General features: G+C 60.2%; 27 protein-coding genes. 8 read left to right on the forward strand and 19 right to left on the reverse strand.

Annotated features, from left to right (window positions below):
• The 4 genes from HX815_RS03665 to pilV are packed head-to-tail and all read right to left on the reverse strand — an operon-like array spanning position 1 to position 2,130.
• On the reverse strand, positions 1-402 hold the full coding sequence (locus tag HX815_RS03665) for a type IV pilin protein (RefSeq protein ID WP_003215892.1): 402 nt from the start codon (positions 400-402) through the stop codon (positions 1-3).
• Between the two features lie 12 nt (positions 403-414).
• Positions 415-942, reverse strand: coding sequence for a PilX N-terminal domain-containing pilus assembly protein (locus HX815_RS03670; RefSeq protein ID WP_003215890.1), 528 nt, complete (start codon positions 940-942; stop codon positions 415-417).
• Between the two features lie 7 nt (positions 943-949).
• Complete coding sequence (locus HX815_RS03675; protein WP_177027817.1) at positions 950-1,657, reverse strand: PilW family protein; 708 nt, start codon at positions 1,655-1,657, stop codon at positions 950-952.
• On the reverse strand, positions 1,654-2,130 hold the full coding sequence (pilV, locus tag HX815_RS03680; RefSeq protein ID WP_177027818.1) for a type IV pilus modification protein PilV: 477 nt from the start codon (positions 2,128-2,130) through the stop codon (positions 1,654-1,656). The genes HX815_RS03675 and pilV overlap by 4 nt, the downstream gene beginning before the upstream one ends.
• Positions 2,131-2,348: 218 nt before the next feature.
• Between pilV and HX815_RS03685 the strand changes: the two genes are divergently transcribed.
• Positions 2,349-2,930: a GspH/FimT family pseudopilin gene (locus HX815_RS03685; protein WP_008432843.1), complete on the forward strand. Its 582-nt coding sequence runs from the start codon at positions 2,349-2,351 to the stop codon at positions 2,928-2,930.
• Here the strand turns inward: HX815_RS03685 and ispH are convergent.
• From ispH to murJ, 6 genes are all read right to left on the reverse strand, one after another.
• Positions 2,884-3,831 (reverse strand): 4-hydroxy-3-methylbut-2-enyl diphosphate reductase, encoded by a 948-nt coding sequence (gene ispH, locus HX815_RS03690; protein WP_003215881.1) that lies wholly within the window; start codon positions 3,829-3,831, stop codon positions 2,884-2,886. The two genes, HX815_RS03685 and ispH, sit on opposite strands and share 47 nt — an antisense overlap.
• A 116-nt stretch (positions 3,832-3,947) precedes the next feature.
• Entirely contained in the window at positions 3,948-4,385 is a 438-nt protein-coding gene (gene fkpB, locus HX815_RS03695) for an FKBP-type peptidyl-prolyl cis-trans isomerase (protein ID WP_003215879.1), read from the reverse strand.
• 7 nt (positions 4,386-4,392) lie between these two features.
• Positions 4,393-4,902 (reverse strand): signal peptidase II, encoded by a 510-nt coding sequence (lspA, locus tag HX815_RS03700; protein WP_003215877.1) that lies wholly within the window; start codon positions 4,900-4,902, stop codon positions 4,393-4,395.
• On the reverse strand, positions 4,895-7,726 hold the full coding sequence (gene ileS / locus HX815_RS03705; RefSeq protein WP_008432838.1) for an isoleucine--tRNA ligase: 2,832 nt from the start codon (positions 7,724-7,726) through the stop codon (positions 4,895-4,897). Before ileS ends, lspA begins: the two co-directional genes overlap by 8 nt.
• Positions 7,727-7,739: 13 nt before the next feature.
• Positions 7,740-8,678 carry a bifunctional riboflavin kinase/FAD synthetase gene (gene ribF / locus HX815_RS03710; protein WP_003215874.1) on the reverse strand — a complete coding sequence of 313 codons (939 nt, stop codon included), beginning with the start codon at positions 8,676-8,678 and terminating at the stop codon, positions 7,740-7,742.
• Positions 8,679-8,796: 118 nt separating this feature from the next.
• Entirely contained in the window at positions 8,797-10,335 is a 1,539-nt protein-coding gene (gene murJ, locus HX815_RS03715) for a murein biosynthesis integral membrane protein MurJ (protein WP_008432837.1), read from the reverse strand.
• A gap of 254 nt (positions 10,336-10,589) precedes the next feature.
• On the opposite strand from murJ, the gene rpsT reads away from it, so the two are divergent.
• A complete protein-coding gene (rpsT, locus tag HX815_RS03720) occupies positions 10,590-10,868 on the forward strand; it encodes a 30S ribosomal protein S20 (RefSeq protein WP_003215870.1) in 279 nt (92 codons plus the stop codon).
• Between the two features lie 100 nt (positions 10,869-10,968).
• Here the strand turns inward: rpsT and HX815_RS03725 are convergent, their stop codons facing one another.
• The 5 genes from HX815_RS03725 to rplU form a co-directional block, all read right to left on the reverse strand.
• Entirely contained in the window at positions 10,969-11,433 is a 465-nt protein-coding gene (locus tag HX815_RS03725) for a CreA family protein (RefSeq protein WP_008432835.1), read from the reverse strand.
• A gap of 17 nt (positions 11,434-11,450) precedes the next feature.
• Positions 11,451-12,569: a glutamate 5-kinase gene (gene proB / locus HX815_RS03730; protein ID WP_003215866.1), complete on the reverse strand. Its 1,119-nt coding sequence runs from the start codon at positions 12,567-12,569 to the stop codon at positions 11,451-11,453.
• A gap of 123 nt (positions 12,570-12,692) precedes the next feature.
• Positions 12,693-13,916, reverse strand: coding sequence for an Obg family GTPase CgtA (gene cgtA, locus HX815_RS03735; protein WP_003215864.1), 1,224 nt, complete (start codon positions 13,914-13,916; stop codon positions 12,693-12,695).
• 193 nt (positions 13,917-14,109) lie between these two features.
• Positions 14,110-14,385 carry a 50S ribosomal protein L27 gene (gene rpmA / locus HX815_RS03740; protein ID WP_003215862.1) on the reverse strand — a complete coding sequence of 92 codons (276 nt, stop codon included), beginning with the start codon at positions 14,383-14,385 and terminating at the stop codon, positions 14,110-14,112.
• Between the two features lie 34 nt (positions 14,386-14,419).
• Positions 14,420-14,734: a 50S ribosomal protein L21 gene (rplU, locus tag HX815_RS03745; RefSeq protein ID WP_003176051.1), complete on the reverse strand. Its 315-nt coding sequence runs from the start codon at positions 14,732-14,734 to the stop codon at positions 14,420-14,422.
• A 239-nt stretch (positions 14,735-14,973) separates the two neighbouring features.
• Here rplU and HX815_RS03750 point away from each other — a divergent pair, with 239 nt between their 5' ends.
• The 3 genes from HX815_RS03750 (at position 14,974) to HX815_RS03760 (ending at position 16,927) form a co-directional block, all read left to right on the forward strand.
• Positions 14,974-15,942 (forward strand): polyprenyl synthetase family protein, encoded by a 969-nt coding sequence (locus HX815_RS03750; protein ID WP_003215860.1) that lies wholly within the window; start codon positions 14,974-14,976, stop codon positions 15,940-15,942.
• Between the two features lie 188 nt (positions 15,943-16,130).
• Positions 16,131-16,472, forward strand: coding sequence for a zinc ribbon domain-containing protein YjdM (locus HX815_RS03755; RefSeq protein ID WP_177027819.1), 342 nt, complete (start codon positions 16,131-16,133; stop codon positions 16,470-16,472).
• Positions 16,473-16,669: 197 nt separating this feature from the next.
• The gene (locus HX815_RS03760; protein ID WP_003215856.1) at positions 16,670-16,927 is read left to right on the forward strand and encodes a hypothetical protein; all 258 of its coding nucleotides are present in this window, start codon (positions 16,670-16,672) and stop codon (positions 16,925-16,927) included.
• Positions 16,928-16,981: 54 nt separating this feature from the next.
• Here the strand turns inward: HX815_RS03760 and HX815_RS03765 are convergent, their stop codons facing one another.
• Entirely contained in the window at positions 16,982-17,599 is a 618-nt protein-coding gene (locus tag HX815_RS03765; RefSeq protein ID WP_003215854.1) for an FKBP-type peptidyl-prolyl cis-trans isomerase, read from the reverse strand.
• Between the two features lie 113 nt (positions 17,600-17,712).
• Positions 17,713-18,201 carry a TIGR00645 family protein gene (locus HX815_RS03770; RefSeq protein WP_003215853.1) on the reverse strand — a complete coding sequence of 163 codons (489 nt, stop codon included), beginning with the start codon at positions 18,199-18,201 and terminating at the stop codon, positions 17,713-17,715.
• A 166-nt stretch (positions 18,202-18,367) separates the two neighbouring features.
• Here HX815_RS03770 and HX815_RS03775 point away from each other — a divergent pair, with 166 nt between their 5' ends.
• Complete coding sequence (locus HX815_RS03775) at positions 18,368-20,203, forward strand: hypothetical protein (protein ID WP_003215851.1); 1,836 nt, start codon at positions 18,368-18,370, stop codon at positions 20,201-20,203.
• A 51-nt stretch (positions 20,204-20,254) separates the two neighbouring features.
• On the opposite strand, the gene HX815_RS03780 is transcribed toward HX815_RS03775, so the two are convergent.
• On the reverse strand, positions 20,255-20,581 hold the full coding sequence (locus tag HX815_RS03780) for a hypothetical protein (protein WP_003215849.1): 327 nt from the start codon (positions 20,579-20,581) through the stop codon (positions 20,255-20,257).
• A gap of 200 nt (positions 20,582-20,781) precedes the next feature.
• Positions 20,782-23,220 carry a Lon protease family protein gene (locus HX815_RS03785; protein ID WP_003215847.1) on the reverse strand — a complete coding sequence of 813 codons (2,439 nt, stop codon included), beginning with the start codon at positions 23,218-23,220 and terminating at the stop codon, positions 20,782-20,784.
• Positions 23,221-23,487: 267 nt separating this feature from the next.
• Here HX815_RS03785 and HX815_RS03790 point away from each other — a divergent pair, with 267 nt between their 5' ends.
• Complete coding sequence (locus HX815_RS03790; protein WP_003215845.1) at positions 23,488-23,976, forward strand: DUF3015 domain-containing protein; 489 nt, start codon at positions 23,488-23,490, stop codon at positions 23,974-23,976.
• 93 nt (positions 23,977-24,069) lie between these two features.
• Entirely contained in the window at positions 24,070-25,923 is a 1,854-nt protein-coding gene (locus tag HX815_RS03795; RefSeq protein ID WP_177020432.1) for a DUF4105 domain-containing protein, read from the forward strand.
• The last annotated feature ends 217 nt before the right edge of the window (positions 25,924-26,140 follow it).

Here is a 26,140-nt window from a genome sequence, read left to right on the forward strand (position 1 = left end):
TCATTGCCCCCAGCACGCCTTGCGCGTCATATCAGGCGCGGCTCCCGGATTGCTTCGCGCACCGGTACTGCTCAGGCTGAAGGCGGCACAGGGATCGCCCGCCATCACCGAGTCAATTGCCGGCGTGGCAAGCAGAACGAAATCCTGAGGGTTCAATGCAGGGGTGATTCTATAGCGATCATTGCCGGCGATGACGCCAGTTGCATCAATAAAAGTGCCGTTCCTCGCGTAATAGCGCTCAAGGTACTGTGCCTGCTCACTCAGCAACCCGGCAATTTCCGCGCGATAGACCTTTTTCATATGGCTGAGATACCCGGGATAGGCGACGCCCGCCAGGAGTCCGACGATCGCCACGGCGATCAGTAATTCGATCAGGGTGAAGCCTGTGCAATCCTTGCCCATCGTGCTGCTCACCTATTGAAGTTGTCGCCACATGATTCGTCGAAAACGCTCGCCGGGCCCACTGCCCACACGGGCATACACAGACTCCAGGACGGAGCGTGAGTGCCCACTGACGCCCACTGATGTCACGCGATAGACCGTGGCCTGGGCCTCTGCCGGGAGCTGAGCCAAACCCGTTCCCGGCCCCAGGTTTTGAATACCGTAGACGCCATCTTTCATCCCTATCCAGGTCACAGTCGATACGGGATTCGTCCCCGGCCCCACTACCGAAACCGATTCGGCAGGTGGCGCGCACGCAGCCGTCGAGTGGCAAGGGCGCAGGGCGAAACCTGACGCCTGCACCAAAGACTCGCCAAGCCTGAGGCCGCTTTCGGCCTGCTGAAACGACTGGTTGCGCTGCCGAAGGCTGCCGGTAATTTTTTCTTGCGAGATTGCTCCCTGCATCGAAGACACTCCGAGGAGTGCCAACAACAGCAGGAATACCAGGCTGATCAGCAAAACCATGCCTGCCTGCCTCGAACGGGAGAGGTAATAACCCATGGGCACGCTACTCCAGGCGATTACGTAGTGCCGCGACCACGCTGTAGGCCTGGTCTTTCACCAACTCATTTGGATCCTGAAGTGTCAGCAGAATCCGCACGCTGCGGATGAGCGACTCATCGCCGGGGTTGGGGTCATATCGGCTGACAACCGTTGAGCCAGGCTTGTCGGCCACGCCGAAACTGATATCGAATGCCCCCACGTTATCCACCAGCACCGCTTTGCTCGGGGCCGCCAGCGTGCTGAACTTCAGCTGCCCGCCCTCAAAGGTGTAGGTCAGCTTGCGCAGTGGGAAGTGGATTTGCCCGGGCGTCGCTGCCGGCGGGCTTCCAACATAGGCGTGGGCAGAGCCGGTGCAATCGGAAAGCACCGTCCAGTCCGGCTTGCTGCCACCCTCCCCGACGTCGGCGGTCACCAGCGTCAGGGACCGGGAACTGCCGGTGGTACTCCATCCAATGGGACGATCAAAACCTGCGGGAGCGTTGCTGATTGATGCAGCGGACAAGCAACCAAACATGCCCGCCTGGCGTATTTCCTGAATCAGCTTGCCAAGGGCGAACCGTGCATCATCCTGCAACAGCGAAGCCGCACTCTGGCTGGCATAAGTGGTTCGGGAGCTGAGTGCAATCTGGGTCACCCCCAGGATCAACATCAGGCCGAGGGCCAATGCCAGCAGCATCTCCACCAGGCTGAAACCGCACACTGGACCTCTCATGGCAACACCCTCGGGTCGACTGCAACCCGGCTGGTCAGGGTGAATGTTTCCCGGGTGCCTTGAGCCTTCGCTCCACGGGAGTCGTCCCAACTGATGCTGATGGTCACTTCTCGCTGATTGACCGCAACCGACCCCTTGGCGCTTTCCCCGGCGAACCCGGCGATATTCGCTTCAAAGTCGTGCAGGTCCAGATCACGCACACTCGCGACCGAGGTGCTGGAGGGCGCGCGTTCACCCTGGCCCCAGGAGTAATCAGCACCCGAATTGGCGCGGATCCGGTCGAGCATGTCGTAGGCAATGAAACTGGCCTGACTGGTCATCCTGGAACTGTCGGTATATTTCAATGCATTGAGCTGAATGACTGCCGCCCCTAGCAGGCCGACAGCGAGGATCAGCACAGATACCAGGACCTCGATCAGCGTCATTCCGGCCTGGGTCGGTTGCGGGTGGGGCGTTACGGGAAAAGCGTTCATTACCATCGCCATCCATGTCGAAGGTCATCAGAAAGCAGCGCAAACCTGCTGTGCGACGCAAGACTAGCGCCGGTATTGCCTGAGCGCTGCCCCCCGGAACAAAGCGAAATACTTTGGACAGAATGGCCACCATTCGACCCGCCGGACTGGGCGCTATAACTATGTCTGCCATCCGGCACCGACCGAAAAAGCACACCGCGTCCACGGAGGGACGGCCCATGAAACAACGAGGTTTCTCGCTGATTGAACTGATACTCGGCCTGTTCCTGAGCGGCATCCTGGCCAATCTGGCAGTGCCGAGCCTCAAGGGGCTGCTCGAGTCGCAACGACGCCAGAGCGCCGCCGAATCCCTTGCCGGCGGACTGCGTTATGCCCGCACAGAAGCCATCGCACGCAATCGCACGGTGGTTATCCATGCATTGGACGATGACTGGAGCCGGGGTTGGAGGGTGATACTGGACCTGAACGGTCGCGGCCATCTGGACGACAAAAACCCGGTGCTGCTGGAGCGCCAGGACAGTGGGCAGATACCGATTGTGGGGAATACGCCGGTGAGAACCCAGATACGCTTCAGCAGCCTGGGTGAACCGCTGCTGTCAGCAGGGGCATTCAGCGCCGGCACCGTCCACGTGTGTGCGACGGACCAGCAACTGAGCCTGTATCAAATAGTGCTGGCCGCCAGCGGGCGTATCAGCCTGCGCAGTAACAAGACCGAGCAGGCTTTGTGCCGGGGCTATGCCGGCACTCTGGGCCTCAGAGCAGCGAACGAACCCGCAGCTCCTTGGGCATGGAGAAAGTGATGTTCTCTTCACGGCCAGCCAGTTCATCAGCGCCCGTGGCGCCCCAGGCCTGCAGTTGCTGAATAACGCCACGCACCAGGACTTCCGGGGCCGACGCCCCGGCAGTGATGCCAATGCGTTCGACACCGTCGAACCAGCTGCGCTGCATGTCTTCGGCACCATCGATCAGGTAGGCCGGGGTGGCCATGCGCTCGGCCAGTTCGCGCAGGCGGTTGGAGTTGGAGCTGTTGGGGCTCCCCACCACCAGCACAACATCGCATTCGTCGGCCAATTGCTTGACCGCATCCTGGCGGTTCTGGGTGGCGTAGCAGATGTCATCCTTGCGTGGACCGCCGATGGCCGGGAAGCGCGAGCGCAAGGCATCGATGACGCGGCTGGTGTCGTCCATGGACAAGGTGGTCTGGGTAACGAAAGCCAGCTTTTCAGGGTTGTGCACCTGCAATGCAGCGACGTCTTTTTCGTCTTCCACCAGGTAGATCGCCCCACCATTGCTGCCATCGTACTGGCCCATGGTGCCTTCGACTTCCGGGTGACCGGCGTGGCCGATCAGGATGCATTCACGACCATCACGGCTGTAGCGCGCGACCTCGATGTGCACCTTGGTCACCAGCGGGCAGGTGGCGTCGAACACTTTCAGGCCACGGCCTGCTGCTTCGGTGCGTACCGCCTGGGAAACGCCGTGAGCGCTGAAGATGACGATAACGTCGTCCGGCACCTGGTCCAGTTCTTCAACGAAGATGGCCCCGCGGCTGCGCAGGTCTTCGACCACAAACTTGTTGTGGACGACTTCATGGCGCACGTAAATCGGCGGCCCGAAAACTTCCAGGGCGCGGTTGACGATTTCAATCGCCCGGTCCACGCCGGCGCAGAAGCCACGGGGGTTGGCGAGTTTGATTTGCATGCTGTGCCTCGTGTCTTGCCCTGTAGGATCGAGCTTGTGTGGCGAGAGCGCTTGCTCCCGCTGGGCTGCGAAGCAGCCCCAACAAGCTCGCCTCTGCAGTAGGCCGATTTCGTTAGTTACAGCGCTTTAACGTCGATGATTTCAACATCAAAGGTCAAGGTTTTCCCGGCCAACGGGTGGTTGAAGTCGATGGTCACTTGCGCGTCATCAAAGGCCTTCACCACACCCGGCAGTTCAGTATTCGCCGCATCGTTGAAGATCACCAGCAAGCCTTCCGACAGCTCCATGTCCTGGAACTGCGAACGCGGGATGATCTGCACGTTTTGCGGGTTGGGCTGGCCAAAGGCGTTTTCCGGCAGGATCTGCAGGTTGCGCTTGTCGCCGGCCTTGAAACCGAACAGTGCCGCTTCAAAACCCGGCAGCAGGTTGCCGTCGCCGACCTTGAAGGTCGCCGGGGCCTTGTCGAACGTGCTGTCGACCGTGTCGCCATTCTCCAGGCGCAATGCGAAATGCAAGGTGACTTCCGTGTTCTGGCCAATGCGTTGCTCAGCCAATACCTGTTCAGTCATGAACGGTCTCTCCGGTTTTCTTGCTTTTGAACATATCCAACGCCAGCATGATTGCACCGACGGTGATGGCGCTGTCGGCAAAGTTGAACGCCGGGAAGTACCAGCGGTTCTGCCAATGCACCAGAATAAAGTCGATCACATGGCCCAGGGCAATGCGGTCGTAGAGGTTGCCCAATGCGCCACCCAGCACCAGCGCCAACGCAACGGCCAGCCAAGTGTCGTTACGCCCCAGGCGCTTGAGCCAGACTACCAGCACGGCACTGACCACCACGGCGATCAGGGCAAACAGCCAGCGCTGCCAGCCGGAGCTGTCAGCCAGGAAGCTGAACGCAGCGCCGGTGTTGTAGGCCAGGGTCCAGCTGAAGTAGTCGGGAATCACCACGATCTGCTGGTACATCTCCAGGGCGCCTTCGAAGTGAGCCTTGCTGAGCTGGTCAATGACCAGCACCAGCACGCTCAACACGAGCAAGCCCAGGCGTCCAAAACGACTGGCTTCAGGCATAGTGACGAACCTCGCCAGCGCCAGAGATGTTGTCGACACAGCGACCGCAGATTTCCGGATGCTCGGGGTTCACGCCGACATCTTCACGGCAGTGCCAGCAACGGGCGCACTTGGCGAAGGACGACTTGACCACCTTGAGCTTGAGACCCGGGACTTCGGTCGCGACGGCATCCGCAGGCGCTTGGGCAAACGGCGCCAGGCTGGCGGTCGAGGTGATCAGGACGAAGCGCAGTTCGTTGCTCAGCTTGGCCAGGTCAGCGGTCAGGCCTTCTTCGGCAAACAGCGTGACTTCGGCCTGCAGGTTGCCGCCTACGGCCTTCGCCGCGCGCTGCACTTCCAGCTCCTTGTTCACGGCAACCTTGACGGCCATTACGCCTTCCCAGTACTCGCGGCCCAGCTCGAAGTCGGCCGGCAATTCGGTCAGGCCTTCGTACCAGGTGTTGAGCATCACGGACTCGTTCCGCTCGCCCGGCAGGTATTCCCACAGTTCGTCGGCGGTGAATGCCAGGATCGGGGCGATCCAGCGCACCAGCGCTTCAGAGATGTGGTACAGCGCGGTCTGCGCCGAACGGCGGGCCTTGCTGTTGGCGCCGGTGGTGTACTGGCGGTCCTTGATGATGTCGAGGTAGAAACCACCCAGCTCCTGCACGCAGAAGTTGTGGATCTTCGAGTAGACGTTCCAGAAGCGGTATTCGCCGTAGTGCTCTTGCAGCTCGCGCTGCAGCAACAGGGTACGGTCCACGGCCCAACGGTCCAGGGCGAGCATTTCCTCGGCCGGCAGGATGTCGGTGGCCGGGTTGAAACCGGTCAGGTTCGACAGCATGAAGCGTGCGGTATTACGGATCCGGCGGTAGGCATCGGCGCTGCGCTGCAGGATCTGCTCGGAAACGGCCATCTCGCCCGAGTAATCGGTAGAGGCAACCCACAGGCGCATGATGTCGGCGCCCAGGGTGTCGTTGACCTTTTGCGGCGCGATCACGTTGCCCAGGGACTTGGACATCTTGCGACCGTTCTCGTCGACGGTGAAACCGTGGGTCAGCAGCTCGCGGTACGGGGCGTGATCGTCGATCGCGCAACCGGTCAGCAACGAGGAGTGGAACCAGCCACGGTGTTGGTCCGAACCTTCCAGGTACAGGTCGGCACGCGGGCCGGTCTCGTGGCCCATCGGGTGCGAGCCGCGCAGTACGTGCCAGTGGGTGGTACCCGAGTCGAACCAGACGTCGAGGGTGTCGCTGATCTTGTCGTACAGCGGCGCTTCGTCGCCCAACAGCTCGGCGGCGTCCAGCTTGAACCAGGCTTCGATGCCCTCTTGTTCAACGCGCTGGGCAACCTCTTCCATCAGCTCGACGGTACGTGGATGCAGCTCGCCGCTTTCCTTGTTCAGGAAGAACGGGATCGGCACGCCCCAGTTACGCTGGCGGGAGATGCACCAGTCCGGACGGTTGGCGATCATCGAGTGCAGGCGCGCCTGACCCCAGGCCGGAACGAACTTGGTGTCTTCGATCGCCTTGATCGCACGCTTGCGCAGGGTTTCGCCGCTGGTCGGCTCTTTGTCCATGCCGATAAACCACTGCGCAGTGGCGCGGTAGATCAGCGGGGTCTTGTGACGCCAGCAGTGCATGTAGCTGTGGGTGATGGTTTCGGTGTGCAGCAGCGCACCGACTTCAGCCAGCTTGTCGACGATCGCCGGGTTGGCCTTGAAGATGAACTGGCCGCCGAAGAATTCCAGGGACGGCACGTACACGCCGTTGCTTTGCACGGGATTGATGATGTCGTCGTTGACCAGGCCGTACTGCTTGCAGATCACAAAGTCGTCTACGCCATAGGCAGGCGAGCAGTGAACCACGCCGGTGCCGGCGCCCAGTTCGACGTACTCGGCCAGGTAGATTGGCGACAGACGGTCGTAGAACGGGTGACGGAAGTTGATCAGCTCCAGCGCGGACCCGGTAGTGGTCGCGATCACCGAGCCTTGCAGGTTGTAGCGGGCCAGGCACGCCTCCACCAGCTCTTCAGCCAGCACCAGCAGTTTGTCACCGACGTCCACCAGGGCGTAGGTGAATTCCGGGTGCACGTTCAGCGCCTGGTTGGCCGGGATGGTCCACGGGGTGGTGGTCCAGATCACAATAGAGGCTGGCTTGGCCAGGCTCGCCAGACCGAAGGCTTGCGCCAGTTTGGCTTCGTCGGCGATCGGGAAGGCCACGTCGATGGTCGAGGACTTCTTGTCTTCGTACTCGACTTCGGCTTCAGCCAAGGCCGAGCCGCAATCGAAGCACCAGTTCACGGGCTTGAGGCCCTTGAACACGAAACCGCCCTTGACGATTTCGGCCAAGGCGCGGATTTCACCGGCCTCGTTCTTGAAGTTCATGGTCTTGTACGGGTTGGCCCAGTCGCCCAACACACCCAGGCGGATGAATTCGGACTTCTGCCCTTCGATCTGCTCGGTGGCGTAGGCACGGCACAGTTCGCGGGTTTTATCCGCGCCCAGGTTCTTGCCGTAGGTCACTTCGACCTTGTGTTCAATCGGCAAGCCGTGGCAGTCCCAGCCCGGGACATAAGGCGCGTCGAAACCCGAAAGGGTTTTCGAGCGGATGATCATGTCCTTGAGAATCTTGTTCAGCGCATGACCGATGTGAATCGTGCCGTTGGCATAAGGAGGGCCGTCGTGCAGGACGAATTTCGGACGATCCTTGCCAATCTCGCGCAACTTTCCGTACAGGCCAATACTGTCCCAGCGCTGCAGGATCTGCGGTTCGCGCTGTGGCAGGCCGGCCTTCATTGGGAAGGCGGTGTCCGGAAGGTTTAGCGTGGCTTTATAGTCGGTCATTTAAGGCTCTTCATTAGCGATGGGCGCTAGGTGCGGCTAGTGCACGGGCGGCGGCGACATCCGCATTGATCGCCGTTTTCAACGCCTCCAGGGAGGCGAAACGCTGCTCTTCACGCAGCTTTTGGTGGAAAGCCACCGTCAAACGCCGGTCATACAAATCACCGGCAAAATCCAAAAGGTGAACTTCCAGGTGGGCTTTGCCATCACCTGCAACCGTGGGCCTGACGCCTATGTTGGCGACTCCGGGCCACGATTGGCCGTCGATGTCGACACTCACCAGGTAAACCCCGGTCAGTGGCACACGACGGCGCTTGAGCTGCACGTTGGCGGTTGGCGTGCCCAGTTGGCGCGCCAGCTTCTGGCCGTGCAGCACCCGCCCGGCAATCCGGAACGGGCGACCGAGCAAACGCTCGGCCAAGGCGAAGTCGGCAGCGGCCAGGGCGTTACGCACCTGGGTACTGCTCACGCGCAGGCCGTCCAGTTCGACGGTTTGCGCGGCTTCGACGGTAAAACCCTGGGTGACGCCGGCCTGCTGCAGGAAATCGAAATCCCCTACCCGGTCGCAACCGAAACGGAAGTCGTCGCCGACCTCCAGATGCTGCACGCCGAGGCCGTCCACCAGGATACGGTCGACGAACTCGGCGGCGCTGAGGCTGCGCAAGCGCTGGTTGAAAGCCAGGCAGAGGACGCGGTCCACACCTTCTTCAGCCAGCAGTTGCAGCTTGTCCCGCAGGCGGGCCAGACGCGCCGGCGCCGTCTGCGGGGTAAAGAATTCGCGCGGCTGTGGTTCAAAAATCACCACGCAGCTGGGCACGCCCAACTCAACCGCACGCTCACGCAGGCGGGCCAGGATAGCCTGGTGGCCACGGTGAACACCGTCAAAGTTGCCAATAGTGGCGACGCAGCCCCGATGCTGGGGGCGCAGGTTGTGGAGACCTCGAACCAGCTGCATAACGCGCTTCTTGCTCATAAAGTGGTCGATTATAACCACACCCGGCCCCGGACGACAGGCAACAGCGCAGGCCATTTGCGCGAATCGATAAAACAACCGTCTTATCGACGAAAAGTCTCTAGCTCAGCGACTTGCGATTGAAATCCCGCAAGCGGAAGCCCATCAGCAGCAACATGCCGAAGTACACCAGCACACCAGCCGCCACCAACGCTCCCAGGCGCATGAAGCGCTCGAGCATATGGCCCTGCTCCCAGGCCGGCATGAAGTGCATCAGGCCCAGCAGTACCGCGGCCATCGTCCCCACCGCCACCACCAACTTGAGCGCAAACGAGCCCCAGCCCGCCTGAGGCTGGAACATTTTCTGTTTACGCAGCTGATAAAACAGCAGCCCGGCGTTGATGCAGGCCCCCACACTGATCGCCAGCGCCAGCCCGGCATGCTTCAGCGGACCGATGAACGCCAGGTTGAGCAGTTGGGTAACCACCAGGGTGAAGATCGCGATCTTTACCGGGGTACGGATGTTTTGTTGAGCATAAAAGCCGGGGGCCAGCACCTTGATCACGATAATGCCCAGCAGGCCGACGGAATAAGCGATCAGCGCACGCTGGGTCATCGAGGCGTCAAACGCAGTGAACTGGCCGTACTGGAACAGCGCGACCGTCAGCGGCTCGGCGAGCAACCCCAGGGCCACGGCACACGGCAGCACCAGCACGAAGCACAGGCGCAGGCCCCAGTCGAGAATCCGCGAATATTCGTGGCGGTCTTTGCTGGCATAGGTGCGCGACAGCGTTGGCAGCAGGATGGTGCCGAGTGCCACGCCGAGCACGCCGGACGGCAATTCCATCAGACGGTCGGCGTAGTACATCCACGACACCGAACCCGAGACCAGCAGCGAGGCGAAGGCGGTGTTGATGATCAAGGAAATCTGGCTGACGGAAACCCCGAGGATGGCCGGCAGCATGTTGCGCATCACCCGCCAGACGCCGGTGTCCTTGAGATTCAAACGCGGCAGCACGAGCATGCCGATTTTCTTCAGGTGCGGCAGCTGGTACAGCAGTTGTGCCAGGCCACCAGCCAGGACCGCCCAGCCGAGGGCCATCACAGGCGGATCGAAATACGGTGTCAGGAACAGCGCAAAAATAATCATGCTGACGTTAAGCAGGGTCGGCACGAAGGCCGGCACCGAGAAACGGTTCCAGGTATTGAGGATCGCCCCGGCCAGGGACGACAGGGAAATCAGCAATATATAAGGAAAGGTCACCCGCAACAGATCAGTGGTCAGGGCGAATTTTTCCGGTGTATTGGCAAAACCGGGGGCCGTGGCCCAGATCACCCAGGGCGCGGCGAGCATCCCGGCGATCGTCACCAGCGTCAGCACCAACGTCAGCAAACCCGAAACATAGGCAATGAAGGTGCGGGTCGCCTCCTCGCCTTGCTGGGCCTTGTACTCCGCCAGAATCGGCACGAATGCCTGGGAAAAAGCTCCCTCGGCGAAGATCCGCCGCAGCAGGTTGGGCAGTTTAAAGGCAATAAAGAAGGCATCCGTGGCCATGCTGGCGCCAAAAATACGTGCCAGCAGCGTGTCACGCACAAACCCCAGAACCCGGGAAATCATAGTGATAGAGCTGACAGCGGCCAACGATTTGAGCAGATTCATTGAAAGAGTTTTTGCCTATAGATAAAGAGCAGGCGAACAAACGGCCCACATATGCGATACTCCGCGCCTGCAACAAGCACAGAGCCAAAGCTCGCGAGTTTACAGGTCAAGCGCCGGAAATAAATCACCCGCCTCTTAAGATCGACCACTCAGCAGTTCGCATCACACGCCCTTGACAAGACTTCAACTCATCGGCATGATTCGCGGCCTATTTTGTTTGCTATTTCCTAAAAAGTCTTTCGAGGAGCTCGACGGTGGCCAACACACCTTCCGCCAAAAAACGTGCAAAACAGGCTGAGAAGCGTCGCAGCCACAACGCCAGCCTGCGTTCCATGGTTCGTACCTACATCAAGAATGTAGTTAAAGCCATTGACGCAAAAGACGCTGAAAAAGCTCAAGCTGCTTACGTTCTGGCTGTGCCAGTTATCGACCGTATGGCCGATAAAGGCATCATCCACAAGAACAAAGCTGCTCGCCATAAAGGTCGTCTGAATGGCCACATCAAGGCTCTGAACCTTGCTGCTGCAGCCTAAGCGATAAGCTTGTTAAAAAACCGACCCCAGGGTCGGTTTTTTATTGCCTGCGATTTGGGAAAGCCAAAAAAAGAGCCGGCATGCCGGCTCTGCTTCAGATTTATTGCGCTGTGGGCCACGGCAGGATCGGAATCGCCGTCACCGCATTCTGCGGGCTGCCTTCGATCAAGCGGTCGCTGTAGACCAGATACACCAGGGTATTGCGCTTCTTGTCGAGGAAACGCACCACCTGCATGGTCTTGAAGACCAGGGACGTGCGCTCCTTGAACACCTCATCCCCATCCTTCAGCTCGCCCTTGAAGCGAATCGCACCTACCTGGCGACAGGCAATCGACGCCTCGGCGCGATCCTCCGCCAGACCCAACCCACCCTTTACCCCGCCCGTCTTGGCGCGAGACAGGTAGCAGGTCACGCCATCCACCTTCGGGTCATCAAAGGCCTCGACCACGATCCGGTCATTGGGGCCGACAAACTTGAACACCGTCGACACCTGGCCAATCTCTTCGGCCGACGCCAGCAACGGCATCGCCAGCAGCAAACCGAGCAATCCCTTCATTACGCGCATCGAGACTTCCTTTTTACTTAAACCAGAATCAGGTTATCCCGGTGAACCAGCTCCGGCTCAGCCATGTAACCCAACAGACCGACAATCGCCTCAGACGACTGCCCGATGATTTTCTGCGCCTCAAGGGCGCTGTAGTTGGCAAGGCCACGGGCAATCTCACGACCGTCCGGCGCCACACACACCACCATTTCGCCACGGCGGAAGCTGCCCTGGACCAGTTTTACACCCACCGGCAGCAAGCTTTTGTTGCCTTGGGACAACGCTGAAACCGCACCAGCATCCAACACCAGGGTACCGCGCGTCTGAAGATGCCCCGCCAGCCACTGCTTGCGCGCCGCCAGCATGCCACGCTCAGGCGACAGCAGCGTACCGATGCGCTCGCCCGCCTTGAGGCGATCCAGCACCCGCTCAATCCGACCGCCAACGATGATGGTATGTGCGCCGGAACGCGCCGCCAGACGTGCCGCACGCAGCTTGGTCTGCATGCCGCCACGCCCCAGGGCACCGCCGACACTGCCAGCCACCGCATCCAGCGCCGGATCATCGGCACGCGCTTCGTAAATCAGCTGAGCCTCAGGGTTATTGCGCGGGTCAGCGTCGAACATGCCGTCGCGATCCGTGAGGATCACCAGCAAATCAGCCTCAACCAGGTTGGCCACCAGCGCTGCCAGGGTGTCGTTGTCACCGAAGCGAATCTCGTCGGTCACCACGGTGTCATTCTCGTTGATCACCGGGATCACCTTGAGTTCAACCAGGGCACGCAGGGTGCTGCGGGCGTTCAGGTAGCGCTTGCGGTCGGACAAGTCGTCATGGGTCAGCAGAATCTGCGCCGTGTGGCGCCCGTGCTCGGCAAAGCTGGACTCCCAGGCCTGCACCAGGCCCATCTGACCAATGGCAGCAGCGGCTTGCAGCTCGTGCATCGCGCTGGGTCGCGCGGTCCAGCCAAGGCGGCTCATGCCGGCGGCAACCGCCCCGGACGACACCAACACCAACTCGACGCCGGCCTCATGCAAGGCCACCATCTGGTCCACCCAGACACTCATGGCCGCACGATCCAGCCCCTTGCCATCCGCCGTCAGCAGCGCGCTACCGATCTTAACGACCCAACGCTGCGCACCTGTCACCTTGCTCCGCATCATCTTCAACCTTAGATAGAGGGCCGCGCGACCCAGCGCCGCCCATAACGTTATTCGTGACTACCGATTTCCAGATACCAAAACGCCGCTCGATTGAGCGGCGCTTAAGTTTACTGCAACGAATCAGTCGCGCACGTAAATGATTTCCGGACCATCTTCATCATCCACGTCTTCCTCGTCCCAATCATCGTCACCGATATCATGGACCGACTTGACGCCACTGCGACGCAGGGCACGCTGATCATCCAGCGCCTGCAACTGGGCACGAGCCTCGTCTTCGATGCGCTGATCCAGTTCAGCCAGCTCGGCCTTGTAGACAGGGTCGGCGGCCAGGCGATCGGCACGGTCTTCGAGGTAACGCATGATGTCGCGAGTCAGGCGCTCAGTGCCTTCTTTGGCAATGGCCGAGATCACGTAGACCGGACCGGTCCATTCCAGGCGATCAACGATCTCCTTGACGCGCTCTTCGTGCTCTTCCTCGAGGATCTGGTCGCACTTGTTCAGCACCAACCAGCGATCACGCTCAGCCAGGGACGGGCTGAACTTGGTCAGCTCGCTGACGATCACTTCAGCAGCGTCCGGTGCACTGGTGTCATCCAGCGGCGCCATGTCGACGAGGTGCAGCAGCAAACGGGTGCGGGACAAGTGCTTGAGGAAACGGATCCCCAGGCCTGCGCCGTCGGAAGCGCCTTCGATCAGGCCCGGAATGTCCGCAACCACGAAGCTTTTCCAGCGGTCGACGCTAACCACACCCAGGTTCGGCACCAGGGTAGTGAACGGGTAATCGGCGACTTTCGGCTTGGCAGCAGACACCGAGCGAATGAACGTACTTTTGCCGGCATTCGGCAGACCCAGCAGGCCCACGTCAGCCAGCACCTTCATTTCCAGCTTCAGGTCACGCTGCTCGCCTGGCTTGCCCGGCGTGGTCTGGCGTGGCGCACGGTTGGTACTGGACTTGAAACGGGTGTTGCCCAGACCGTGCCAGCCGCCATGAGCCACCAGCAGGCGCTGACCGGCTTTGGTCAGGTCACCAATGACTTCCTGGGTTGCGGAGTCGATCACGGTGGTGCCGACCGGAACCCGCAGTACCAGCTCTTCGCCTTTTTTACCGGTGCAGTCGGTGCTGCCGCCGTTGGAGCCACGCTCGGCATCAAAGTGCCGGGTGTAACGGTAGTCCACCAGGGTGTTGAGGTTTTCGTCGGCGATCATGTAGACCGAGCCGCCATCACCACCATCACCACCGTTAGGACCACCGTTTTCGATGAATTTTTCCCGACGGAAACTCATGCAACCGTTACCGCCGTCGCCAGCTTTTACTCGGATCGAAACTTCATCAACGAACTTCATAACAAAACGCCTCTCGTCGCACGGACGAGCTTAAGAAACCAAGACATAAGACTCTTGCAAAAATGAGCGCAGCGACCTCAAGCAACGACCGCAAATCCACTGCTTTCGCCCATCACAAACAGCTTTGCAAGAGACTCACCCCACAAACGAAAAAGCCCCGTCGCGAGACAGGGCTTTTCCAGCAACTACGTAATTATGCCGCGACGACTTCAGTCTTCGGGACAATGCTCACGTAACGGCGGTTGAAAGCGCCTTTTACTTCAAACTTGATCACGCCGTCGATTTTAGCGAACAGAGTGTGATCTTTACCCATGCCAACACCGTAACCGGCGTGGAATTGGGTGCCGCGCTGACGCACGATGATGTTGCCCGGAATGATAACCTGGCCGCCATACATCTTCACGCCAAGGCGTTTGGCTTCTGAGTCGCGACCGTTACGGGTACTACCACCAGCTTTTTTGTGTGCCATGAGTCAATTCTCCTAGTGAGGAATTAGGCTGAAATTAAGCCTGAATACCGGTGATTTTGATCTCGGTGTACCACTGGCGGTGGCCCATACGCTTCATGTGGTGCTTACGACGACGGAACTTGATGATGCGGACTTTATCGTGACGACCTTGGGAGATCACTTCAGCCACAACGGTAGCGCCTGCAACAACTGGAGCGCCGATGTTCACGTCATCGCCATTGGCGACCAACAGAACGCGATCAAAAGTAACGGATTCGCCAGTAGCGATTTCCAGCTTCTCGATCTTCAGGTATTCACCTGGGGCGACCTTGTATTGCTTGCCACCAGTAACAATTACTGCGTACGACATGGTATTTCTCCGATAATCCTGCTCACCCAGCGCTTTATAAGAAGAGGTATTGGCTGGCATGGCTGCATGGGATGGACGTCCCGAATGCAATTGCGTAAGGCAGGTGCTGCCCAGGAAGTTCAGGGTGCGCGATTGTACGCAAGCTATGGAGGTGTTGCAAGTAGCCGTCTATCGCGCCTTGACACTACGGGACGTGGGTCCTAGCATGCCGCGCAACCCTTCTGGAGCGACTGTCGCTGATGCAACCCCAAGCTTTCTACCGCGCGGTGGCGGACGATTTTAGCGCCGTCGACGGCATCATCAAGAAGCAGCTGACTTCTAAAGTGCCGCTGGTCTCCAAAATTGGCGACTACATTACGTCGGCCGGCGGTAAACGCCTGCGTCCTTTATTAGTGTTGCTGTGTGGCAAGGCCCTGGGCCGCGAAGGCGATGACCTGCGCCTGCTGGCCGCGACCATCGAGTTCCTGCACACCGCCACCCTGCTGCACGACGACGTGGTCGACATGTCCGGCATGCGCCGTGGTCGCGAGACGGCCAACGCGATGTGGGGCAACGCGCCGAGCGTGCTGGTGGGCGACTTCCTGTACTCGCGCTCGTTCGAAATGATGGTCGAGCTGGGCTCGATGCCGGTGATGAAGATTCTTTCACAGGCCACGCGCATCATCGCCGAAGGCGAAGTGTTGCAGCTGTCGAAGGTTCGCGACGCCAGCACCACCGAAGAAACCTACATGGAAGTGATTCGCGGCAAAACCGCGATGCTCTTCGAAGCCTCGACCCACAGCGCCGCCGCCCTGTGCGAAGCGACGCCCGAGCAGAGCGAAGCCCTGCGCACCTTCGGCGATCACCTGGGCGTGGCCTTCCAGCTCGTGGACGACCTGCTGGACTATCGCGGCGACGCCGAAACCCTGGGCAAGAACGTCGGTGACGACCTGGCCGAGGGCAAGCCGACCTTGCCACTGATCTACACCATGCGCGAAGGCACGCCGGAACAGGCCGCCCTGGTGCGCAAGGCGATCCAGAAAGGCGGGATCGAAGACCTGGAAAGCATCCGCGAAGCCGTGGAAGCCTCGGGTTCCCTCGAATACACCGCGCAACTGGCCCGTGACTACGTGGCTCGCGCGATCCAATGCCTGGAAGCCCTTCCAGCCAGCGAATACCGGGACGCCCTGGTTGAGCTGAGTGAGTTCGCGGTCGCCCGTACTCACTGATTCTGCTCTGCTCCATGTAGGAGCTGGCTTGCCTGCGATTGCATCACCGCGGTGTAACAGACAAACCGAGGTGCCTGCATCGCAGGCAAGCCAGCTCCCGCAGCGTTCTCTGGCGTTGCTGCCCCCTGCCCGGCTAAAACCCTATACAATGTGCGCTTTTTAGCCATCCTGAAACCAAAGGAGCTTTAGTGAGCACGTTGCCACCCTGCCCGAAATGCAATTCCGAATACACCTACGAAGATGGCGCCCAGCTGATTTGCCCGGAATGCGCCCATGAGTGGGCCGTCGGCGCCGAAGCCGAGGCGGCCAGCGATGAATCCGTGAAGAAAGACTCTGTGGGCAACGTCCTGCAGGACGGCGACACCATCACCGTGATCAAGGACCTCAAGGTCAAGGGCACGTCCCTGGTGGTCAAGGTCGGCACCAAGGTCAAGAACATCCGCCTGTGCGATGGCGACCACGATATCGACTGCAAGATCGACGGTATCGGCCCGATGAAACTCAAGTCCGAGTTCGTCCGCAAGGTCTGAATATGCTGCCTCCATCCCGTGCCCTGCACGGGATGGCGCTTCACCCTCCCCGCGTCACTTCCGCGCTGGCGGCAAAAGGCCAGGCCTTTTGATCAAAAACAATATCCACACAGAAAAGTCCGGAAATGGCCAATAGGGACTTGCTATTCTACGAATAAGAATTATTCTCATTGAAACCCATCAAGGAGATACTTCCCATGACTTATTTGATCGATGCCTGGCTGGACCGTCCACACCCTTACCTGCGAATCCTCCATCGGGAAACCGGGGAAGTCTGCGCGGTGCTGGAAGAAGAGGCGTTAAGCGAACTGCAGGATCAGGGCGACCTGGACGTCAATGGCCTGAGTTCCAGTGAGCCCGGGGTGCTGAAGGAAGTGGTGAGAAATCTGTTTCTGTTCTGCTATGCCCGAGCGTTGCGCCCGGTGACGGATCTCAATGGCAAGTTTCATCCATGAGCAACCGCGCAAAACACTGCAGGAGCGAGCAGGCTCGCTCCTGCAGGTAAGGTCTTACAGAACGTCGAGCAGCTCGACGTCAAACACCAGAACGCTGTGCGGCGGGATGCTGCCAACGCCTTGAGCGCCGTAAGCCAGTTCGCTCGGCACGTACAGGCGCCATTTGCTGCCGGCATTCATCAGTTGCAGCGCTTCGGTCCAGCCGGCGATCACTCCGCCAACCGGGAATTCCGCAGGCTGGCCGCGCTCGTAGGAGCTGTCGAACACAGTGCCGTCGATCAGGGTGCCGTGGTAGTGAGTACGCACCTGGTCTTCACGGGTCGGCTTGGCGCCGCTACCTGCAGTCAGCACTTCAAATTGCAGGCCGGAAGCCAGGGTGGTGATGCCGTCACGCTTGGCGTTTTCAGCCAGGAAAGCCAGGCCTTCGCCAGCAGCAGCTTCAGCCTTTGCAGCGGCTTCGGCTTGCATGATTTCGCGGATGACCTTGAAGCTGGCGGCCATTTGCTCCTGGTCCACACGGCTAGGCTTGCCGGCAAAAGCGTCGGTCAGGCCAGCCAGGATCGCGTCCAGGCTCACGCCCGGTGGCGGGTTGTCGCGCAGCTGGTCGCCCAACTGACGGCCAATGCCGTAGCTCACGCGGGTTTCGTCGGTGGACAGATTAACTTCGGACATAGAAAGGCTCCGCTGTAGGACGACACAGGTGCCGTCCAAACTAAAAGGGCGAGCAGACTAGCACACAAGCCACGCCCTTGATGAGCCCCGCGCAGGAGAGCGCCAGGGGCTGATTAATGCTTGGTAACCTTGTCCAGGTAGCCCATGGCAAACGCCGACACCACGAAGGTCATGTGAATGATCACGTACCATTTCAGGTGCTCGGGATCGACGTTCTTGGCGTCCATGAACACCCGCAGCAGATGGATCGACGAAATCGCTACGATGGACGCCGCGACCTTCATCTTCAGCGACGAGGAGTCCATGGTCCCCAGCCAGTTGAGCTTCTCCTTGCTTTCGTCGATGTCCAGCTGGGAGACGAAGTTCTCGTAGCCGCTGATCATCACCATCACCAGCAGGCCGCCCACCAGGGCCATGTCGATCAACGACAGCAGCACCAGGATCACATCCGACTCGCTCATGGTGAACACGATGGGAATCACATGAAACACTTCCTGGAAGAACTTCAGGCCCAGCGCCAGCAGCCCCAGGGACAGCCCGAAATAGATCGGCGCCAACAGCCAGCGTGAGGCATACATTGCATTTTCGATAAAGCGTTCCATTGAATCTCACACAGCTTGGCTAAAAATGGCGGCGAGTATACCAGCCGCACCCAAACCCCAGAAACCGTCGAGAAAACTGATCTGTACGGCATCTGTTAAGGAATTTTTCTGCTAGTGTCGAGCTCATCAACTCGGCTCGATGATGTCGGACAGGAAAACTCAGATAATGGATGTGCGATCCCCTTTGGCCAGCCTTGGCCTGTGTGCGGCGTTGCTGATGGGCAGCGGTTGTTCCCCAAGCGATGAACACAAGCAAGCCAGTCTCGAAGAGAAAACCGCCAAGTTCGAACAATCCCTGGACGCCATCCAGGACCCCAAGCTCAAGGACGCCGTGTCCGAGCTCGGAGGCTCGCTGCTGTTGCTGGAACGGGCGCGCGCCAAGCTCGCCACCAAGCCCATCGAGGCCGAGTACAGCGAAGACGCCCTGGCGCTGCTCAAGCATTACCCTACGCCGCAGGCCCTGGTCGATACCTACATCAATGGCCTGTTTGTCCTGCGCAAGGCGTCCCATTCGGACTACCTGACGGACCTGCAGCCGATCTTCCCGTTCAACTTCAACATGCCCGACCAGTTCCCCTTCCCACACGGCCTGGAATGGCAGTCGGTGACCCTGAGCAACAACAAGGTCATCCCGTTCCAGCCGGAATGGTCGGAAACCGACCCGGGCATCCAGTTGAGCCCCACCAGTTCCAACCTGACCAACCCCGATGACCTGACGGTGACCTACCCGTTCGTCGAAGGCGTCGAGACGGAGAACAAAAGCCAGCCGCAGCCCGTCACCCTCAAGGGCAAGGTGGAAGTGATTGCCCCGCGTAAAGTCTTCACCTTCGACTTGTCGAAAAAGGACGTGGGCCGCAAGCGCACCGAAGAAAACGTCACGGTCACCCTGCTGGCCCTGGAAAAGAACTACGCCGAGATCGAACTGACCAACAGCGCCCCGCTGGCGCCGGAAGTCGCGGACGAATCGCCGAACCCGTTGCTGGTGCAGGCTCGTGACACCACCGGGCAATTTCTCTCGCGCTCGGGCTCGATCAACGAAAACGCCGCGCAACTGGCGTTCTACGAGAAGCAACTGGCCGAAATGCAGAAGCAGAAGGCCTGGTCCGACGCCTTCGAGAAACAGCTGGAAGACGAGCAGAAAGCCTTCGAGCTCAAGCAGAACAGCCACTACACCAAGGTGTACTTCAATGGCCTGATCGACAATGTGCAAGTCAGCGTGCTCGACTTTTCCCAGGCCACGGTGACCCGCAAGGACCTGGACCTGCCCGTACGGCGCTTCGACAAGAACAGCCTGGAAAAAACCGTACAGCCGTTGCCGATGCCCGTCACCGTGTATGACGACCAGGCCGCGGATTGGCTCAAGGACGCCACCCTGTCCGAAGACCAACTGAAGAAAAGCGTCACCATCAACCAGTCGGTGGATGACGCCAGTGCGGCGCACGTTGAGTTCGATCACCCATACACCTTCAACGACGACCTGCTGGGCGAGGACCGCGGCGGCGGCGATGCCCCGGTGACGTTCCTCACCGCCAACGACGAAGGCAAGCTTGGCGAGCCGATCGAACTGCCCGCCGAAGCCTACGAGGTCGACCCCGGGCGCGGCACCATCACCTATGACTTGAACCTGTTTCCTGAAAACCCGGGGTTTGCCGTCGGATCGATGCCGCTGTTCCTGGCGACCATCGAGAAAGGCAGCCTCACTGCCGGGCAACTGCCCAAGGGCCTGGAGCTGAAGGACAACGCGCTGATTGTCGACCAGAAGCTGTTTCCCTCTGACAGCTGGCGGTTCTATGCCAAGGACGCCAGCGGCAACTACCTGAAGGAAATTCTCGGCGTCAGCCACCGCGCCGAGGAATACGGCACGGCGCTGTTCGACGTGCATTACTTCTACGGCCAGCCGACTACATTGGAAACCTACCAGCGCACCGGCCTGGACACGGTGCAGTATGGGTTTGAGGTGAAGCTGGACAAACCCGAGGCGGCCCCTGCCCCCAAGCCATAGCCCCTCCCCCGTAGCAGCTGTCGAGCGCCAGCTGCTACGGGGGGAGTGCGGTCAGCGGATATCGCTTAGCACCGTCTGCCGCCCACCGTTGAGTTGTCGCAAGTGCGCCTGCAGGTGCAGGCACCAGATCTGCGGGTCGTCAGCCAGCTCGTAGCCGTGCAGGGTCAGGCTTTCAACAATCGAATCGAGGATGGTTTGTGCCACGAAAGGTCCGTGGAACGGGCCTTGGGACTTGATGGTGGAGGGTTGTTCGCCGGTCATTCCGGCGGCAAACAACAAGGTCCACATCCCGGTATCCCCCGCGAGAGGGCGAATGGAACATTCGATACGGGTGACCAGGCCCAGGCACTGGCGGGTGAGGCAGAGGTTGCGCGACATGGCGGCGACCCTCGGTAGATCCGGTATTCAGCCTCGCAAGGCAAGACTGTTTCTATCCAGCGACTCCTGTGGCTATCCCTTGAGCTGAGAATAGAAGAAACCCGGTACAAACCAAGGCTGGGGGACCAACGGACGACTGCCGTCACGACGGCGTCAAAAATATGCCGAAGGGACCTGGAACCAGGCCCCTTCGGCATTGATTACACCGGCTTGGTCTCAGCCAGTGCTTCCTGCGCCAACTCCTTCTCGGCTTCCTTCAGGTCATCTTCACTGATCATCTCGGCGATCGCCCGCAGACGCTCCACCACCCGCGCATTGACGCTGCCTTCGGGGAATTGCCCCTCTTCGTCGGGCGAACCCGCAGGCTCACCCACCAGCAGGCTCAAGGCCTCGTCGGCCTGACGCACGGCATAGACGTGGAATTGCCCCTGCCGCACGGCCTGCAACACCTTCTCATCGAGCATCAGTGTCGCGACGTTGGCCTGGGGAATGATCGCCCCCTGCTCGCCGGTCAGCCCGCGGGCCTCGCAAAGACGGAAGAAACCTTCGATCTTCTCGTTGACCCCGCCGACCGCCTGCACCTCACCAAACTGGTTGATCGAGCCGGTGATGGCAAAGCACTGCTTGAGCGGCGTCTTCGACAGGGCCGAGATCAAGGTGCAGGCTTCGCCCAGGGACGCGCTGTCGCCGTCGACATAGCCGTAGGACTGCTCAAGGGCGATACTCGCCGATATCGCCAACGGGAATTCCTGGGCATAACGGCTGCCCAGGTAACCGGTGAGGATCATCACGCCCTTGGAGTGAATCGGCTGGCCGAGGTTAACTTCACGCTCGATATCGACGATGCCGCTGCCGCCCGGGTACACCGTGGCAGAAATCCGCGCCGGCACACCAAACGCCGAGTCACCCACCTCCAGCACCGTCAGCCCGTTGCACTTGCCCACCGCCGCGCCGGCGGTGTCAATCAGGATCACCCCGGCGAGCATGTCGTCGAGAATCCGCGCCGACACCCGCCCGGTGCGCGTGGCCTTGGCCTTGAGTGCGCGCTCGATGTGCCCGGAGTCGGTGCGCTCATCACCGGCCAGGTGACGAATGAAGTCCGCCTCGCTGACCAGCTGGAACAAATCACCGATACGCGCCGACAAGCGGCCCTGGTTCTCCGCCAACCGCGCGCTGTAGGTCGCCAGCCGCGCCACCGCATCGGAGGTCAACGGCGCCATGCCTTCTTCCGAGGTGCGGGTTTTCAGCAACTGGGCGAACTGCTCCAGGCTTTCATCCACCATCGGGATGTCTTCGTCAAAATCCACCAGTACCCGGAACATCTCCTGGAAGTCCGGATCCGCGTCCTGCAACGCGTAGTACAACTGGCGGGAGCCGATGATGATCACCTTGAGCTGCAACGGGATCACTTGCGGGTTGAGGGTCACCGTGGCCAGGCGGCCCAGTTCGCCCAGCGGTGATTCCATCTTCAGCTTGCGCGATTGCAAGGCACGCTTGAGGGCGTCCCATACAAACGGCTCGCTGAGCATCTTCTCGGCTTCAAGGATCAGGAAACCACCGTTGGCACGGTGCAGCGCACCCGGGCGCAATTGGCGATAGGTGGTGTAGAGCGCGCCCTGGTCGGTGCTGTATTCAATACGACCGAACAGGTTGTCGTAGGTCGGATGCGGCTCGAAGACCACCGGGGCGCCACCGTTGATCGGATGCCCCACCACCAGGCTCGGGCAGTACTGTTCTTCCAGCAACTTGCGGGCCTGGGCGTCGGTTTTCGCATCGTCCACCAGTTGCTCGACCACGGTTTTCAGCAGGTAGACCTGCATCGCCTGCAAGTAGCCGCAGACGGCCGCGTTCTCCGCATATTTTTCGGACAACGGCGCCAGCAGTGGCTGCAAGGCCAGCGTGATGGTTTCTTCGTTGAACTGGCGCATCTGGTTATTGGACTCGCGCTTCCACTGGGGCAGGCTGGCGAGTTCTTCGTTGAGGCGTTCTTCCAGTTCGGAAATATCGGTGTGGAAACGCTCGCGGTCGGCTTCGGGCAACTGCGAGAACTCGGCCTCGTCCAGGGCCTTGCCGTCGAGCATCGGGGTAAACGCAATGTTGGTGCTGTCACGGTACAGCGCCACGTCTTTTTCCAGGGCCAGGCGCTCGATGACGTCCAGGGCACGGTCGTAACGCTGGTTGAAGGCACGGTCGATGGCGCTTTTGCGCTGTTGATACGTCGGGTGTTCAAACACCGCCGGGAAGGTCGCGACCAGGTTGTCGATCAGGCCGTTGATATCGGAGATGAACGCGGCAGCACCGCCCGCAGGCAGTTCCAGCGCGCGGGGTTCGCGAGGCTCATCGAAATTATTGACGTAGACCCAGTCGGCCGGGGTCTGCAGGCGCTTGCCTTCGGCCTTGAGGTAGCGTTTGACGAACGAAAAGCGCCCGGTACCGGGCTCGCCCATCACAAATACGTTGTAACCGGGGCGTGGCATGGCCACACCGAACTGCAAGGCTTCGACCGCACGTTCCTGGCCAAGCACACCGCGAAAGGGCTCCAAATCATTGGTGGTCGAGAAGCTGAACTGTTCAGCGGAAAAAGGACGAGTCAGCGCTTCGGGCGCTAGACGCAAGCTGGCAGCAACAGGATCAGGCATCGGGCTTCCTTACATCAGGCGGGGCAGATGACGGCATTCTGGCGCCGGGTTGGGCCGGCTGGCAAGGACGGCTTGGGGAAAGCATAGACCCGTGTTCGGGGCTGTAAAAAAACCGAGTGTTTCCGGCTTGTTTCATAAAAAGTCACGGAACCCTTGGATCATGCCTAAACTCCAACCTGCTGCGGGTTGGACTAATAACCGACCCCTAGGGTGCTGTCAGGCACCTGAACCCTTGTCCATTGGTTTGCACACAAAGAGAACAAAGCTATGAAACGGATCCTTCTCGGTACTCTCTTCACCGTCGTCTCCCTCAATGCAATGGCAGAAGCGCCAGGTGGCCCGAACTGCGGTTGGGGCAACATGTTGTTCGAAGGCCAACGCGGCACTCCGGCTCACTTCCTGGCCTCCACCACCAACGGTACCTCGGGTAACGCCACGTTCGGCATGACCTCGGGCACCAACGGCTGCAGCACCAACAGCGCACTGACCTACGGTGGCAAATCGTGGATTGCCATGAATGGCATGATGAACGAGCTGTCCGAAGACATGGCCAAGGGTAACGGCGAAGCGCTGACTACCTACGCTGTAGTACTGGGCGTTGCTCCTGAAGATCGCGAGCACTTTGCCGCTGTGACTCACGAGCACTTCCAGCAAATCTTCAGCAAGGCTGACGTAACCGCTGATGACGTGCACAACAACACCCTGGCTGTACTGAAAAGCGACACCCGTCTGGCGAAATACGCTACCCAGGCTTAAGCTCGACCCGCCCGTGCCTTTCGAGGCACGGGTTTTATTATTTTTGGACCTGCCTCCCCTTTGGGTCTTTTTATCTCGACTTAAGTTGCCCACATGCTCAAACGCCTTGCCTACCTGGCACTCTTCGCCTGCGCCCCGCTGTATGCGGCGCCGCACCTTGATGATCAACGTTTGCAGCAACTGGCCAACGACCCGTTCTGGCTTTCGCTGGGGCACTACGAATCCGGCAAGTTCAAAGGCTGGCGCAGCTATGTCAGCGACAAGAAATTCTTCCTCGCCCCCGATGGCGCCCACCATCCGGACCAGGAGCTGAAGGCCACTGTCGAGGCGCTGTATGCCCCGGCCAGCCTCGGCGAAAAGCACGCCCAATGCGTTTACCCGGCACGTACACGCTGGCTCAAGGACCAGTTGCACCTGACGGACTTGCCGACGCTGGACTGCAAGGAGTTCAAGCAATGGTTCAAGGACGTCGCCCCCCACAGCGCGGTGATGATCTTCCCGGCGGCCTACCTCAACAGCCCGTCATCAATGTTCGGCCATACCCTGCTGCGCATCGACCAGGCTGACGTGCAGAGCAACAACACCGCCCTGCTCAGCTACGCGATCAACTTCGGTGCCTATATCGAAGGCTCGGACAACAGCATCCTCTACGCCTGGAAGGGCCTGATGGGCGGCTACCCGGGCCTGTTCGCGCTGGTGCCCTACCAGGAAAAACTCTCGGAATACCGTAGCCTGGAGAACCGCGACCTGTGGGAATACCGCCTGAACCTGACCCAGGTCGAGACCGAGCGCATGGTCGAGCACGTGTGGGAACTCAAGCAGATCCAGTTCGACTACTTCTTCTTCGACGAAAACTGCTCCTATCGCCTGCTGGAACTGCTGCAAGTGGCCCGCCCAAGCCTGCGGTTGACCGAACAATTCCCGCTGACCGCGATCCCTACCGACACGGTAAAAGCCGTGAAAGAAGCCGGCCTGGTGGAGAAAATCGATTACCGCCCTTCCCGTGAACGGGAGCTGCTGGAACGCGCCAAGCCGCTGGACAGCGACGAGCAGCAATGGGTGCTGAAGATCAGCGACGACCAGAAACAACTGCAGGACCCGGCGTTCAAGGCCATCGCCAAAGACCGCCAGGCCCTGATCATCGACGCCGCCTACCGCCTTGGCCGCTACCGCGCCAACGGCCTGGAGCGCGACACCGAACGCTCCCAGCGCAGCTTCGAACTGCTGCGGGCGATCAACCAGAACCCGGCGCCGGATCTGAAGATCGAACGCCCCGGCCTGCCCGAAGACGGCCACGAATCCCGCACCTGGCAAGCCGGCATCGGCACCCGGGGCGACAAGGCTTTCGGCGAATACGGCCTGCGCATGGCCTACCACGACCTGAACGACAACGCCGAAGGCTTCCCCTTGGGCGCGCAGATTGAAATCCTGCAAATGAAACTGCGCCAGTACGAAGGCAACCACTGGCAATTGCAGCAACTGGATCTGGCAACCATCCGCTCACTGACCCCACGCAACGAGCTGCTGCAGCCGTGGTCGTGGCAAGTCACCGGCGGCCTGGAGCGCGTACCGGGCAAGCATGACGACGAGACACTCGTCAGCCACGTCAACGGTGGCGCGGGCGGCACCTGGCAACTGCGCGACGACATGCTTGGCTTCGCCCTCGGCACCGTGCGCGTGGAGCACAACAGCGACTTCGGTGAAGCCATCTCCCCGGCTGCCGGGTTCAATACAGGTGTGTTGTGGCGCAACCCGCTGGGCAACCTGAGCCTGGAAGCCAAGGGTGACTTCTTCACCAATGGCGAGGTGCGGCGCAGTATCAGCCTGAATCAACAGTGGGAATTGTCGCGCAACCTGGGGCTGAGACTGAGTGCGCAGCGGGAATACAGCCACCTCGCGACACCGGTGAACGAAGTGATGCTGGAAGTGAAGTGGTATCACTATTAATCCCTGAGCCGTAGATCGTTCCCACGCTCCGCGTGGGAATGCATCCTGTGACGCTCTGCGTCACGACCTTTAAAAGCGGACGCAGAGCGTCCAGAGCGGCATGCCCACGCAGAGCGTGGGAACGATCTCTAATTAGTCCATAAGGAGCTTGCTCCCGCGGGGCTGCGCAGCAGCCCCAAAACCAGACACCTCACCCTCTCTGGAATATCTCAATACC

The sequence above is a fragment of the Pseudomonas sp. E6002 genome (genome assembly GCF_013385565.1).
In the GTDB taxonomy this organism is placed as follows: domain Bacteria; phylum Pseudomonadota; class Gammaproteobacteria; order Pseudomonadales; family Pseudomonadaceae; genus Aquipseudomonas.

What these genes read in the sequence shown, in the direction of transcription:
- HX815_RS03665 (WP_003215892.1), bottom strand. Translation starts at nt 402, where the DNA reads ATGGGCAAGGATTGCACAGGCTTCACCCTGATCGAATTACTGATCGCC.
- HX815_RS03670 (WP_003215890.1), bottom strand. Translation starts at nt 942, where the DNA reads ATGGGTTATTACCTCTCCCGTTCGAGGCAGGCAGGCATGGTTTTGCTG.
- HX815_RS03675 (WP_177027817.1), bottom strand. Translation starts at nt 1,657, where the DNA reads ATGAGAGGTCCAGTGTGCGGTTTCAGCCTGGTGGAGATGCTGCTGGCA.
- pilV (WP_177027818.1), bottom strand. Translation starts at nt 2,130, where the DNA reads ATGAACGCTTTTCCCGTAACGCCCCACCCGCAACCGACCCAGGCCGGA.
- HX815_RS03685 (WP_008432843.1), top strand. Translation starts at nt 2,349, where the DNA reads ATGAAACAACGAGGTTTCTCGCTGATTGAACTGATACTCGGCCTGTTC.
- ispH (WP_003215881.1), bottom strand. Translation starts at nt 3,831, where the DNA reads ATGCAAATCAAACTCGCCAACCCCCGTGGCTTCTGCGCCGGCGTGGAC.
- lspA (WP_003215877.1), bottom strand. Translation starts at nt 4,902, where the DNA reads ATGCCTGAAGCCAGTCGTTTTGGACGCCTGGGCTTGCTCGTGTTGAGC.
- ileS (WP_008432838.1), bottom strand. Translation starts at nt 7,726, where the DNA reads ATGACCGACTATAAAGCCACGCTAAACCTTCCGGACACCGCCTTCCCA.
- ribF (WP_003215874.1), bottom strand. Translation starts at nt 8,678, where the DNA reads ATGCAGCTGGTTCGAGGTCTCCACAACCTGCGCCCCCAGCATCGGGGC.
- murJ (WP_008432837.1), bottom strand. Translation starts at nt 10,335, where the DNA reads ATGAATCTGCTCAAATCGTTGGCCGCTGTCAGCTCTATCACTATGATT.
- HX815_RS03725 (WP_008432835.1), bottom strand. Translation starts at nt 11,433, where the DNA reads ATGCGCGTAATGAAGGGATTGCTCGGTTTGCTGCTGGCGATGCCGTTG.
- proB (WP_003215866.1), bottom strand. Translation starts at nt 12,569, where the DNA reads ATGCGGAGCAAGGTGACAGGTGCGCAGCGTTGGGTCGTTAAGATCGGT.
- cgtA (WP_003215864.1), bottom strand. Translation starts at nt 13,916, where the DNA reads ATGAAGTTCGTTGATGAAGTTTCGATCCGAGTAAAAGCTGGCGACGGC.
- rpmA (WP_003215862.1), bottom strand. Translation starts at nt 14,385, where the DNA reads ATGGCACACAAAAAAGCTGGTGGTAGTACCCGTAACGGTCGCGACTCA.
- rplU (WP_003176051.1), bottom strand. Translation starts at nt 14,734, where the DNA reads ATGTCGTACGCAGTAATTGTTACTGGTGGCAAGCAATACAAGGTCGCC.
- HX815_RS03750 (WP_003215860.1), top strand. Translation starts at nt 14,974, where the DNA reads ATGCAACCCCAAGCTTTCTACCGCGCGGTGGCGGACGATTTTAGCGCC.
- HX815_RS03760 (WP_003215856.1), top strand. Translation starts at nt 16,670, where the DNA reads ATGACTTATTTGATCGATGCCTGGCTGGACCGTCCACACCCTTACCTG.
- HX815_RS03765 (WP_003215854.1), bottom strand. Translation starts at nt 17,599, where the DNA reads ATGTCCGAAGTTAATCTGTCCACCGACGAAACCCGCGTGAGCTACGGC.
- HX815_RS03770 (WP_003215853.1), bottom strand. Translation starts at nt 18,201, where the DNA reads ATGGAACGCTTTATCGAAAATGCAATGTATGCCTCACGCTGGCTGTTG.
- HX815_RS03775 (WP_003215851.1), top strand. Translation starts at nt 18,368, where the DNA reads ATGGATGTGCGATCCCCTTTGGCCAGCCTTGGCCTGTGTGCGGCGTTG.
- HX815_RS03780 (WP_003215849.1), bottom strand. Translation starts at nt 20,581, where the DNA reads ATGTCGCGCAACCTCTGCCTCACCCGCCAGTGCCTGGGCCTGGTCACC.
- HX815_RS03785 (WP_003215847.1), bottom strand. Translation starts at nt 23,220, where the DNA reads ATGCCTGATCCTGTTGCTGCCAGCTTGCGTCTAGCGCCCGAAGCGCTG.
- HX815_RS03790 (WP_003215845.1), top strand. Translation starts at nt 23,488, where the DNA reads ATGAAACGGATCCTTCTCGGTACTCTCTTCACCGTCGTCTCCCTCAAT.
- HX815_RS03795 (WP_177020432.1), top strand. Translation starts at nt 24,070, where the DNA reads ATGCTCAAACGCCTTGCCTACCTGGCACTCTTCGCCTGCGCCCCGCTG.